Source organism: Amycolatopsis sp. NPDC049253 (genome assembly GCF_040678995.1).
Classification (GTDB): domain Bacteria; phylum Actinomycetota; class Actinomycetes; order Mycobacteriales; family Pseudonocardiaceae; genus Amycolatopsis.
Map to the genome: position 1 here is coordinate 34,307 of NZ_JBFAQX010000010.1, position 12,177 is coordinate 46,483.

A 12,177-nucleotide genomic window follows, 5' to 3' on the forward strand; every position below is an offset into this window, starting at 1 on the left:
TCCCGCACCGAGGGTACCCGGATCAGGTCTGGAGGAAGCGTCGTCAGTCGTGAATCAATCGTTACCCGCGCTTGATCAATCGGGTGATCCTGGACGTGGCCGGCCTCAGCTCTTCCACCTTCAGGGCCATGAGCACGCCGAACGAGACGCCGATGCCGACGATGCCCTGCAGGAAGAGCTTGATCCAGGCCTGCAAAGTCGGGCCGAGAGAAGACGGCACGATCAGGCCCGCGACGTACGCGGCGGCCACGCCGAGCACGCACGCGACGACGGTGAACAGGATCACCCCGATGATGCGCTTGCTGCGCAGGTTGCCCAGCGTGACCCACAGCCAGACCTGGCCGAGCACCGCGCCGACCACGTACGTGAGCGCGTTGACCATCATCACGCCCAGCACCACGTTGTTGGGCGACAGGACCACGGGGCACAGGTACAGCAGCGGCACCTTGACCAGGGTCATCACGATCATGATCAAGGTCGGCGTGCGTGCGTCCTTCATCGCGTAGAACACGCGCATCTGGAGCATGACCAGCGCGTACGGCAGCAGCGCGAACGACGAGACCGCCAGCGCCTCGCCGAGCCGGGTGGCCCCTTCCAGCGATCCCTTGCCGAACGTGAACAGGGCGACACCGATGGAGGAGCCGACGATCGTCATCACCGCCGAGATCGGCAGCAGCGTGACGGTGGAGATCCGCGATGCGTAGGACAGGTCGCTGATCAGCTTTTTGTTGTCGCCGTCGGCTGCGGCGCGGCTCATCCGCGGCATGATCGCGGTGAGCAGGGAGACGCCGATGACGCCGTAGGGCAGCTGGAACAGCAACCACGCGTTCGTGTAGGCGGTGACACCGCCGGGCGCGCCGTTGGTGAGCACGCGGGTGGTGATCGTGTAGCCGATCTGGCTCACGCCGACGTACCCGATGACCCACAGGGCCAGCCCGCCGAACTCCTTCATCCGCTTGTCGATGCCCCACCGCCACTTGGGCCGGAAGCCCGAGCGCAGCAGGGGCGGGACGAGGATGATCGCCTGCGCGACGATGCCGCCGGTCACGCCGAGACCCAGGGTGAGCACCTTGGGGTCGGTGATCGACGGGTGGTCCGTGTCGATCGAGCCGGGCATCACCCACACGACCAGGATCGTGAAGATGACCACCAGGTTGTTGATCACCGGCGCCCAAGCGGTCGGGCCGAAGATCTGCTTGGCGTTGAGCATCGCCGAGAGCAGCGCGAACACGCCGTAGAAGAAGATCTCGGGCAGCAGCAGGTAGGCGAAGGCCGTGGTCAGGCCGGCGCTGGCCTGACCTGAGGAATCGACGTACAGCGAGGTGAAGGCCGGCGCGGCGATCACCGCGATGAGCGTGCCCGCCAGGAGCAGGGTCAGCCCCACCGTCAGCAGCCGCTGGGCGTACGCCGCGCCGTGGTCCGGATCATCTTGCGAGCGCACCAGCAGCGGCACCACGACACTCGTGAGCACACCGCCGATGAGCAGCTCGAAGATGATGTTCGGCATCGTGTTGGCGACGTTGAACGAGTCGTTGGCGATGCCCGTGCCGATCGCCGCCGCCAGCAGCAGCTTCCACAGGAAGCCGGTGATGCGGGAGATCAGCGACGCGATCGCCATCCGGCCGCTGGCCTTCGCGATCGACGGCGCCTTCGCCGGAGTGGCCGGCTGCTCACCGGTGGAGCCCGGTTCGGTGGGCCGGACCAGTGGCGCGTCGCCGATCCGCGGCATGACCTGGGTGGCCAGTGCGTCGTACGGGCGCATCGAGTCGGGGTCGGCCACGGGCCAGCGCGACGCCGCCATGGGGACGCCGGCGGTGCGCGGGATGAAGCGGGTGGCCTCCGGGTCGCGCAGCGCCTCTTCCTGCCACGGCCGGATCGGCGCGCCTGGACGCGGGCCGCGGCCGCGGTGCGGCGCGGGGGCCGGGGGCAGCGGCTGGGGCCCGGAGACGGGTCCCGAAGGCGGCAGCGGCTGCGGGCCGGAAGGTGGGCCCGAGGGCTGCGGCAGAGGTACGGACGGCGGTGGTCCGGCGGGCGCGGGTGGTCCGGACGGCTGCGGCAGAGGTTGCCGGCCCGACGGCGGGGGCGGCGGCAAGGGCTGCCGTCGTGTGGGCGGCGGGGTCGCCTGCGCGCGGGACGCCTGACGCGGCTGTCCCTGCTGCGGCGGCGGAGGTACGCGGCGCTTCGGCCGGTCCGCGCGCTCGTCGGGCGCCGGGAGGCGCTCTTCGGCGGGGACCGGCAGGTGGCGCGTGCGCCCGTTCGCCGGCGGTGGCTGGCGACGCTCGGGCGGCACCTGGCCCTGGGGCGGCGGCTGGCGTCGGCCTTCACGGGCGGCGCGGCGCGGCTGCTCGGTGCGTTCGCCGCGACGAGGAGGCGCGCCCTCGCGCCGAGGACGACTCGCACGCTCGGGTGGTAAGCCCGGCTCTCTGTCCAACGCGCGCCCAATCCTCGGTGCCAGGGTCCCTGCCATTGTGGCAGCGGTCGACCCAGGGTAATCGGGAACGGCCTCCGATACCCGGTCCCCCGAGGACTCAGCGCGATTCGGCCCTGGCGGCCCGGCCTTCCTTGACCCGCCGGTAGATCCGCCGCGACGCCAGGAGGAGCAGGGCACAACCAGCGACGACGGTGATGATGATCGTGATCGGGCCGTACTCCGTCGAGGTCAGCTCGAAGCGCGCCGTGCTGCCGAGCTGCGTGCCCGCCGGGGTGGTCAAGGACACATCGACGCTGAGGCGCCCGGCGCGCAGGGCCTCGATCTGCAGCAGCTCGTTCTTGCCGCCCTTGGCCGGGAAGAACCAGTTCTGCACCTGCTCGGGGCGGATGCCGACCTCGTTCTTCAGCGCGATCTGCGCAGTGATGCCCACCGGGAGGTCGTTGCTCACGAACACGGGCAATGGCGACGAACCGGACGCAAGCGCGATCGTCTGCTTCGGTTGCTCGACCGTCACCTGATCGCGGATCGCGGCGAGCTCGGCGTCGGCGTTCGCGCCGGCCGTGCCGGCCGAAGGTGTGCGGTAGGCCGTGGACGCGCCGCGCACGAGGGCGTCGCGTACCGGCGCGACGATGGCCTCCGGCGGCACGCGACGGGTGGTGTCCATCCGCATGGCCGAGAGCAGGCCGGCGGCCTGGCCGTCGAGGTCCGTCAGCGCGTCGGCGACGTCGCCGCCCCCCGACAGCGGCTGGTCGTGGGTGCCGGCCGCGAACGACGCCGTGCCCGAAGCGTCCTGGTCCAGCAGGTCGGGCAGCGGCGTGCCGCCCGCGACGCCGCCGGGACCGAGGAGCTGGCCCACGTTCTGGAGGAACGCGGTGAGCTCGCCCACCGGCACGTCCCAGCGCCGCGGCGGCGCGACGAGCAGCTGAGTGCCCGGCTCGATGCCGGTGCGGCCGAGGCCGGCTTCGAACGCGATGGCGGCGAGGCCGTTCTGGCTCGCGATCGCGGGCTGCGTCGCGGCGCCGACGGTGGTCGGGTTCTGCGGGTTGGGCACGGAACTCGTCATGGCGCCGGCGATGACGCTGTCGATCGGCTGGGCGCGCAGGCCGCCGGGCAGTGAGACGGGGCCGCTGACGGGCGTGTCGGCCTGCAGTTTGGACCCGTCGGTGAGCACGGTGTGCACACCGGCTGCCGACATCGCGGTGAGCGCCTGGTCGTCGGGCGTGCCGTCGGGCCAGAGCACGCCTTGGCGCGGCTGCGTGTGCAGGAGGTCGCGGATGGTCGCCTCGCCGCTGAGGGCCGTGCTCAGCAGGCCGGTGTCGGGCGTGCCGGTGGCGGAGCGGACCTTGCCCAGCGTGGTGAGGTCGGCGTCGGCGAAGGGCAGGGCGATCACGCAGTGGCCGTTGACGAGCGTGCGCAGCTGCGCCAGCCAGTCCTGCGCCAGCTGCGAGCCCTTGCCGGGCGCGCCGGCGACGACATAGCCGCCGGTCATCGCGTTGACGGTGCGCAGCAGGTCGGGGTCGACGGCGAAACACAGGGAGTCGCCGACCGCCGGGTCGGCCTGCTGGGCCGCGCGGGCCGCCGCGACGAGGGAGTGCAGCCGTCCGTTGGGGCTCAGCTCGGCCGCGAGGGTGTCGTCGGTGAGGCTGAGCTGGCCACCGTAGGGGAACGACAGCACGTGCGGGGCGCTGTCGGTGATGGGCCACAGCACGCTGACGTCGGCGTGCTTGCCCGGCGACGACGGCTTCCCGGGCGCGGACAGCACCGGCATGAGCAGGCTCACGGCCGCGAGCCGCGCGGGGCCGCCGAACTCCGGCGTGCCGTTGACGTTGACCAGCATCGGGTACACGCCGGGACGGCCGAGCTCGCCACCGCGCAGGCCGTTGAGCGGCACGCTGACGTCGAGGTGGGCGCTCTGCCCCGGCTCCAGTGTCTCGGTGAGCGTGGTGAAGTCGGTGAGCGGGCTGTCCTGGATCGGCTCGCCGGCCAGCACGTCCTTCAACTCACGGTCGCCGGTCAGGCGCTCGCCGACCTGCAGCCGCACCTGCGGGCGGGAGATGCGGCGGTCGCCGATGTTCGTCACGGTGCCGGACACGGTCAGCGTCTTCGCGGAGGTGGTGATCACGCGCGGGTTGAGCTGGTCGAGGTCGAGCCGCAGGCGCGGGGGCTCGGGGCTGGCGGCGTCCTGGGCCTGCGCGGGCGCGCCGAGGAGGGCGGCTGCTGCGAAGACCAGCAGGGACAGGAAGAAGGCGGCGGGCCGCTTCACTCGGGTGCTCCCTCTCAGGCGCGCTCGTCGTGCGCGAAAAGTTCTTTGGCCTTGCGGACCAGCTTGCGCTCGTCCGCGTAGGCCAGCGTCGTCTCCAGCTCGGCCAGCGGCACCCACGCGACCTCGGTGACCTCGACGTCCTCGTCGGAGAGCTCGCCACCCGTCGACTCGAGCAGGAAGTGGTGCACGGTCTTGTGCACGCGGCGTCGTTCGGCCACGAACCAGTAGTCGATGGTGCCCAGCGGACGCAGGACCTGCGCGGAGATGCCCGTCTCTTCCTTCACCTCGCGCACCGCCGTCTGCTCCACCGTCTCACCGTCCTCGATGTGGCCCTTCGGCAACGACCAGAGCAGTCTGCCGTGCCGGTCGAGGCGGCCGATCAGCACCGCGTGTTCCCGCCCGGCGTCGACGACCAGTCCGCCGGCCGACGTCTCGTCGACCGTGGTCAGGCGCCTGCCTCGCTGCCGCCTGCGCCGGCGGCGCGGCTTCGGCGCTCCGGCGCGGCCGGCAGATCCAGGCATGCTGCGATGCTAGAGCAAACGGTTGCCCAGGTACGCTGGCTCTCCGTGTCCGTGTCCGACGGCGTCCGTAGTAGTGGACGTCACTTCCCGTTGTCAGCTAATGGTGGGATGAAGTGAACAACCTGGTCGCCCAGCAGAACGCGGTGACGGAACTGATGCGAGTGTCCCCCCTGGCCGACGAGCTGGCGGAGCGGTTCGCGCGAGCCGGCCACAGTCTCTACCTGGTCGGTGGCAGCGTGCGCGACGCGCTGCTCGGCCGGCTCTCGAGCGACCTCGACTTCACCACCGACGCGAGGCCGGACCGCGTGCTGCAGATCGTGAGCGACTGGGGCGACGCCGTGTGGGACGTCGGCATCGCCTTCGGCACGGTCGGGGTCACCAAGAAGGGCACCACCCTCGAGATCACCACGTTCCGCGCCGACAGCTACGACCGGGTCGGGCGCAACCCCGAGGTCACCTTCGGCGACACCATCGAGGGCGACCTGCTGCGCCGCGACTTCACGGTCAACGCGATGGCGATCGACCTGGTCACGAAGACGTTCATCGATCCCCACGACGGCATGGACGCGCTGCGGCTGAAGGTGCTCGACACCCCGGCGACGCCGCAGGAGTCGTTCGCTGACGACCCGCTGCGCATGCTGCGCGCCGCCCGGTTCTCCGCGCAGCTCGGCTTCACCGCCGCGCCGCGCGTGGTCGAGGCGATGACGTCGATGGCGAGTGAGATCGAGCGGATCACGGCCGAGCGCGTGCAGGCGGAGCTGTCGAAGCTGATGCTCGCCGCCGACCCGCGGCCCGGCCTGGAGCTGCTCGTGGACACGGGCCTGGCCGATCACGTGCTGCCCGAGCTGCCCGGCATGCGCCTGGCGATCGACGAGCACCACCAGCACAAGGACGTCTACCAGCATTCGCTGACCGTGCTGGCGCAGGCGATCGCGCTGGAGACCACGCACGAGCCGGCGTCGGAGCCCGACCTGGTGCTGCGGCTGGCCGCGCTGCTGCACGACGTCGGCAAGCCGGAGACGCGCGAGTTCCTGCCCGGTGGCGGCGTGAGCTTCCACCACCACGAGGTCGTGGGCGCGCGGATGGCACGCAAGCGTTTGCGCGCGCTCAAGTTCTCGAAGGAGATCGTGGAGCAGGTCTCGCAGCTCGTGTTCCTCCACCTGCGGTTCCACGGCTACGCCAATGGCGAGTGGACGGATTCGGCCGTGCGCCGCTACGTCACCGACGCCGGCGACCTCCTGACGCGGCTGCACAAGCTCGTGCGCGCCGACTCGACCACGCGCAACCGCAAGAAGGCGGCCGCGCTGCAGGCGACGTACGACGACCTCGAGCGGCGCATCGCGACGTTGAAGGAGCAGGAGGACCTCAACCGGGTCCGCCCCGACCTCGACGGCAACGAGATCATGCGGCTGCTCGGGCTCAAGCCGGGTCCGCAGGTCGGCAAGGCGTGGAAGTTCCTCAAGGAGCTGCGGCTGGACCGTGGTCCGCTGGACCACGACGAGGCCGTGGCCGAGCTCAAGAAGTGGGCCGAGTCGGAGGGCATCACGCCCGCCGAGTGATCTCGCGCTGCGGGCACGGGTGATCACCCTGGGGTCGTCGCGGGGCCTTGCGAGCGAACACGAGTCGAATTCGTGATCGCGAATCCGCCAAGATCCCCCTTTGGCCTCTGGAACGCGGCCCGGCGAGCGGGAATACTCGCTGCCCCGGGCGCTGCCGGAGGGGGCGCGCCCCGAACCGGGGAGATCGATGACGGCGCAGGCAACTGAGGACCAGGATGGCCGGCCGCCCCGCACGTCGAGCTTCCTCGTCACCCTGTTGAAACGCGGCACGCCCGCGCTCGCGACGGCGACGACCGGGCTCACCGACGAGATCGCCGACCCGACGCCGCTGCGGGCGTTCAAGCGGATCTCGCGCATGGCGGGCGCGGTCGACGCCAGGTACAACGACGGGCTGCTGCTGCGGGCGGCCCGGTACGTGGTGCTGGTGCCGCTGGCCTATCGGATCGTCGCGGTGCCGGGGGCGTTCGGCGCGTTCGTGTCGGCGCACGGTTCGACCGGTGTGGTGCCCGTGGCGCTGGTCGCGTTGTGCTCGATGGCGATGAGCGCGTTCGGGATCTACTGGATGCTGCGCTCGTCGCCCTTCCGCTCCGACCTCGCGGCGCGGCTGCTCGTGGCCGACCTGATCATCACGGTGGCGTTCCAGCTGGTCATCGGCCTGACCGAGCCGACGTCGGTGTTCCACGACGCGCTCGGGGTCGCGGACAAGCACCTGCTGGGCGACATCGCGCTGCTGACGCTGGCGATCGGCATCCCGTCGGGGCTGGCGCTCGCGGCGCTGAGCCTGCCCGTGCGGCTGCTGTCCGATTTCCTCAACAGCGGCTCGGCGAACTTCGCCCAGGCCTGGTCGCTCTACCCGACGATGTTCGGGGTCCTGTTCACCGGCATCGGCGCGCTGATCCTGCTCGGCCTCGGCACGCGGCTCGCGCTGGCCTACGGCATCCGCAACGGCCGGCTCGCCGAACGCGCGCAGCAGCACCGGATGCTGCACGACACCGTGCTGCAGACGCTGGAGGCCATCTCGCTCGGCGGCACCGGCGAGTCGGCCGACCGGCTCGTGGAGGTGCAGCGGCTGGCCCGCGCGCAGGCGATGGAGCTGCGGCAGACGATCGAGACGGCGGCGGCGCAGCGCGAGGAGGAAGCGTCGCGGCCGTTGGGCGAGAAGCTCGCGGCGCTGGCGGCGGAAATGGCGCGCGACGGCCTGCGCGCGCAGCTGGTGATCGCGGAGCTCGACGAGGACACGCTGTCGGAAGTCCGCCAGATCGCGCTGCGCGACGCCGTGCGCGAGTCGCTGCGCAACACGATGAAGCACTCCGGCACGGACAAGGTCGTGGTGCGCGTGGAGGAACGCGACGGCGGCATCGCGGTGATCACGCGCGACCACGGGCAGGGGTTCAGTCCCGACTCCCGGCCGGCGGGGTTCGGCATCAGCCAGTCGATCAACGCACGCCTCGGCGAGGTCGGCGGCACGGCGCTGGTGGAGTCGACGCCCGGCAGCGGCACGCGGGTGACGTTGTGGGTGCCGTTCTGATCGGCCTGCTACACAAGAGCGCGTGATCCTTGCCGATGCGCTTGCCGCCTACCGGGCCGGAGACGTTTCGCGGGCTTCGGAGTTCGCTTCACGGGCTGATTCACCGCTGGGCGCCGAGCTTTCCGCGTACCTCGCGACCGATGGCTCCGGACCGGTGTACGAGCAGCCCGCGGCGTTCACCGCGTTCATCCGCGGTGGTGGCAACGTCTCGCTGTACGAGCGGCTGAGCGCTGCGCTGGCCGCGAAGTACGCGGTGCTGCGCCCGGAATCGTTGCTGGACTTGGGTTGTGGCGACGGCCTGGCCGTGGTCCCGGCGCTGGCACAGTCGTCGTTCCGGCCGGGGCGGATCGACCTGGTGGAACCGTCGGCGGCTTTGCTGGCAGACGTCGATCTGCCCGGCGCGAACCGCTTCGAGGCGACGGCGGAGAGCTTCCTCGGGGAGAACGGTTCCACGTGGAACCTTGCGCAGTCGACGTTCGCGATGCAGTCCATGACGCCGCCGGTGCGGGCCGCGGTACTGCGCGAATTGCGACCGCGGACGGAGACCTTGGTGCTGGCGGAGTTCGACATCCCCGTGCTGGACGAGGGGTCGCCTGAGTTTCTGCAGTCGCTGGTGACGCGCTACGAACGCGGCGTCGCCGAGTACGGCGATCAGGCTTCCCTTGTGGCGCAAGGCTTCCTGCTGCCCGTGCTGCTCGGCGTCGCCGCGGGTGCGGAGCGGACGAACTGGGAGCAGCCCGCGCCGGCGTGGGTGGCTCAGCTGGAGATCGCGGGTTTCACCGACGTTGTGGTGGAGCCGCTCGCGGACTACTGGTGGTCGCCCGCCGTGCTCATCACCGCGCGTGGTTCACACGCGGGATAGCGCCCCCGCCTCCACGTGGTGCGCGATCGGCCGCGGCAGCAGATAAGCCGTCGCCCCGCCCGGCTGCGGTCCCCACGGCGCCGTGATGCCGGTGAGCACGCGCAACGTCCGCTGCACCCGGTACTCGTGGCGCTCGCGTTCGCGTTCGGGAGCCAGCGACGTCTCGGTGAAGCGCGTGCCGGAGGTGTGGACGAGGTTGCCGGCGTCGTTGCCGAAGCGCAGCACCGTGGTGCCGGCGGGGAGGACGACGACACGCTTGCCGCGGAAGAAGCTCAAGGGCGGCTCGCCCCGCAACGGCAGGATCGGCCAGTCGGCGGGTTGGTCGGACTCGTCCGCGGCGCGCGGCGGCAGCATCAGCAGCGTGCCGAGGAGGAAGCGGGCGGCGTCGGCCAGGCTGCCGAAAGCCACGGGCGCGACGGCCGGCGGGCGGGAGACCTCCCAGCCGTTCTCGGCGCGGCGCAGGGTCCACACGTCGGCGACCGGCACCTCGTCGGCGCCGATCCGGTACGCGCTCGCGGGCACGCCGTGTTCGACCAGGCGCTGGTGCAGCAAGGTCAGCGTCTCGGCGGCGTGCAGGTCGAGGCCCAGGTCGTCGCCGCGGAGGGCGCGGGCGAGACGGCTGTCGTCGGGGAGCTCGGTTTCCGAACGCGTCGGGCGGGGGGTGCCGAGGATCTCGGCCTCCGCCGTCGCGCGGACGAGCTCGCGCACGAGCGGCGGGCGGAAGCCGGCACCGCGGATGTGGTCCACCAGCTCGGGCTCCGGCGGCACGCCGTACTTGCGCAGGTAGTGCGGCACGGCCGCGGGCCACACCCACGTGCCGTCGGTGTGGAAGGCGTGCGGCACGTCGGGTGGTGCGCCCGGAGCGAAGATGTCGTGCTGCGGCTGCGGTCGGTGCAGCACGAGCGGTGCGCGGAACAGGTAGTCGAGCACGCCGCGCAGCTGGTCCGGCGGCACCGGCGGCCGGTTGACGACCGGGCGCTCGTTCTCGTTGTGCGCGTCGACCACGCGGGCGTGGCGGAAGGTGGCGTCGAGGGGCTGACGGGCTTTCGCGGCCAGCCATTCGGGCAGCTCCTTGGGCGGACGCGGGTACTGCGCGAGCTCCACGACGTACGACTCGGGCGCGGGCCGGCCGCCGTCGTTCGGCGGGACACGCCAGGCCGGCTCGTGCTCGGAGTCGAAGTCGAAATCGAACTGCGCCTCGGTGTCGAGCGTGAAGGTGCCCTGGAACCACGTGCCGGTGTCGGGCGAGTACATCGCCGCGCGCAGCCGCGCGAACAGCGCGCTCAGCTTCGGCGGCGCGGGCAGCGACACGGACACCGGCCCGTTCTCGTCGCCGACGGCGCGGACCTCCAGCTCCGCGTAGTCCCCGACCTGCCGGAACTGCGCGGCGACGCGCGTCCAGCCGCCGGGCACGGCGCGCAGCGTGCGGCCGATCGCGCGCAGCAGGGCGCCGTGGTCGGCGTCGAGGTCCGGGCGCGGCTCGCCCTGGTCGCGGCGCAGCTGCCACAGGCCCGTGACGCGCTTGGCCTCGGCGGTCGTCGAGAAGTCAGTGAGGCCGAGCTGCGCGGCGCGCGCGGGGTCGTGCTGCGTCCAGCGCAGCGTCAGCTCCTTGCCGTCTCCGGGCGCGACCTCGAACAGCTCGTCCTCGAACTCGCAGTACGTGCGCAGCGTGAACGTCGCGGGCACCTCGGTGGCCAGCACCACGCGGGCCGGACGGCCCTCGTGCTCGCGGTCGAACCCGTCGGGTGTCTCTTCGTCCGGCAGCACGGACAGCAGCAGTGTGCCGTCGGTGGTCGAGCGCTCGGCCGCGAACGTGCGGTCCTCCAGCGTCGCGTACAAGCCGTCCGGGCGGTCTCCCGCCTCAACCCGGTAGCGCACGTCAGGTTCCTCCCCAATTCCCCCGGTGACCGGGAAAGAACTTAGTCGACCGGGTAACGCGTGAACCAACCCTCGTCACTCGGTGAGTCGGGGCCGAACTCGGCGAGCGCGTCGTCCGCCAGCCTGGTGATCACGTCCCGCAGTTCGAGCCGCTCCAGCCAGCTGACGCGCAGCGCCGCTTCGCCGTACATCGCGCCGACGAGGTTTCCGCAGACCGAACCCGTTGAATCGCTGTCGCCGCCGTGGTTCACGGCCGCGAGCAGTGCGGAATCCGGATCTTCGGTGGTCAGCGCGACATACACCGACATCGACAGCGCCGTCTCGCCGACGTTGCCCTCACCCAGCTCGGCCAGCCGCTCCGGCGTCGGCGGTCCGGACATCGCGAGCGCCTGCGCCAACGCGGCTTCCTGCTCTTCGTGACCCGGGTGGCGCACGAGCTCGGCCCTGGACACAGCGACGGCGTCGGGCAGCGGCGAACCGGCCAGCACCTGCTGCACGATCACGGCGAAGGCGCCGGCCGACAAATACCCGCTCGGGTGACCGTGGGTCAGGGCCGCGAACTCGGCCGCGAGCCGGAACACCTCGGCCGGGTCGGCGGACCACAGCGCGACCGGCGCCACCCGCATCACACCGCCGCATCCCTTCGAGTTGTTCACCGGCCGCGAGACGCTGCCGCGCACGCCCGAGCGCCCGTACGCCTCCAGCTCGCCGAAGCAGGTCAGCCCCGGCGCGCGGCGGCTGAACAGCGCGGCGTGCGTCACGAGCTCGCCGTCGGGCGCCGCGAGGGCGGAGTGCGGGCCACGCGCCCGCTCCCACGGCACGCCCTGCGTGTGCAGCCAGCGCTGGTAGGCCAGCTGCACGGACTGCACGACGTCGGCGCTGCCCGTCCGCCGTTGCTGCGCGTGGGCGCGGATGAGCGCTTCGAGGGTGAAGAGCGTCATCTGCGTGTCGTCGGTGAAGCGTCCTTCGCCGCCGTATGCGGGGATGAAGTCGGTGATGCCGGCGGACCCGGTGAGCTCGCGGATCCGCTCGATCGAATCGAACTCCGTCGCCGCGCCGAGCGCGTCGCCGATGGCGCCCGCGAGCAGGCAGCCCCTCAGCCGCTGTGCCTCCATGACCCCATCTTTTCGAAGCC

General features: G+C 71.7%; 8 protein-coding genes. 3 read left to right on the top strand and 5 right to left on the bottom strand.

Annotation, left to right across the window (positions count from 1 at the left end; translation table 11 throughout):
• Positions 1–61: 61 nt before the first annotated feature.
• The 3 genes from murJ to AB0K15_RS23240 all read right to left on the bottom strand — a co-directional run bounded on the left by murJ (position 62) and on the right by AB0K15_RS23240 (position 5,215).
• Positions 62–1,801, bottom strand: a complete 1,740-nt coding sequence (gene murJ / locus AB0K15_RS23230) for a murein biosynthesis integral membrane protein MurJ (protein ID WP_364054654.1) — start codon at positions 1,799–1,801, stop codon at positions 62–64.
• A gap of 727 nt (positions 1,802–2,528) precedes the next feature.
• The gene (locus AB0K15_RS23235; RefSeq protein WP_364053972.1) at positions 2,529–4,694 is read right to left on the bottom strand and encodes a DUF6049 family protein; all 2,166 of its coding nucleotides are present in this window, start codon (positions 4,692–4,694) and stop codon (positions 2,529–2,531) included.
• Between the two features lie 14 nt (positions 4,695–4,708).
• A complete protein-coding gene (locus AB0K15_RS23240) occupies positions 4,709–5,215 on the bottom strand; it encodes an NUDIX hydrolase (RefSeq protein WP_285971360.1) in 507 nt (168 codons plus the stop codon).
• A gap of 113 nt (positions 5,216–5,328) precedes the next feature.
• On the opposite strand from AB0K15_RS23240, the gene AB0K15_RS23245 reads away from it, so the two are divergent.
• The 3 genes from AB0K15_RS23245 (at position 5,329) to AB0K15_RS23255 (ending at position 9,164) form a co-directional block, all read left to right on the top strand.
• Positions 5,329–6,774 carry a CCA tRNA nucleotidyltransferase gene (locus AB0K15_RS23245; RefSeq protein WP_364053975.1) on the top strand — a complete coding sequence of 482 codons (1,446 nt, stop codon included), beginning with the start codon at positions 5,329–5,331 and terminating at the stop codon, positions 6,772–6,774.
• Between the two features lie 187 nt (positions 6,775–6,961).
• On the top strand, positions 6,962–8,302 hold the full coding sequence (locus tag AB0K15_RS23250) for an ATP-binding protein (protein WP_364053978.1): 1,341 nt from the start codon (positions 6,962–6,964) through the stop codon (positions 8,300–8,302).
• 22 nt (positions 8,303–8,324) lie between these two features.
• The gene (locus AB0K15_RS23255) at positions 8,325–9,164 is read left to right on the top strand and encodes a class I SAM-dependent methyltransferase (protein WP_364053981.1); all 840 of its coding nucleotides are present in this window, start codon (positions 8,325–8,327) and stop codon (positions 9,162–9,164) included.
• On the opposite strand, the gene AB0K15_RS23260 is transcribed toward AB0K15_RS23255, so the two are convergent.
• Together AB0K15_RS23260 and AB0K15_RS23265 are read right to left on the bottom strand one after the other, a co-directional pair.
• Positions 9,150–11,042 carry a TNT domain-containing protein gene (locus tag AB0K15_RS23260; RefSeq protein WP_364053984.1) on the bottom strand — a complete coding sequence of 631 codons (1,893 nt, stop codon included), beginning with the start codon at positions 11,040–11,042 and terminating at the stop codon, positions 9,150–9,152. The genes AB0K15_RS23255 and AB0K15_RS23260 overlap by 15 nt on opposite strands.
• 41 nt (positions 11,043–11,083) lie before the next feature.
• On the bottom strand, positions 11,084–12,157 hold the full coding sequence (locus tag AB0K15_RS23265) for an ADP-ribosylglycohydrolase family protein (RefSeq protein WP_364053987.1): 1,074 nt from the start codon (positions 12,155–12,157) through the stop codon (positions 11,084–11,086).
• Between the last annotated feature and the right edge of the window lie 20 nt (positions 12,158–12,177).

What these genes read in the sequence shown, in the direction of transcription:
- murJ (WP_364054654.1), bottom strand. Translation starts at nt 1,801, where the DNA reads ATGGCGGCGTCGCGCTGGCCCGTGGCCGACCCCGACTCGATGCGCCCG.
- AB0K15_RS23240 (WP_285971360.1), bottom strand. Translation starts at nt 5,215, where the DNA reads ATGCCTGGATCTGCCGGCCGCGCCGGAGCGCCGAAGCCGCGCCGCCGG.
- AB0K15_RS23250 (WP_364053978.1), top strand. Translation starts at nt 6,962, where the DNA reads ATGACGGCGCAGGCAACTGAGGACCAGGATGGCCGGCCGCCCCGCACG.
- AB0K15_RS23265 (WP_364053987.1), bottom strand. Translation starts at nt 12,157, where the DNA reads ATGGAGGCACAGCGGCTGAGGGGCTGCCTGCTCGCGGGCGCCATCGGC.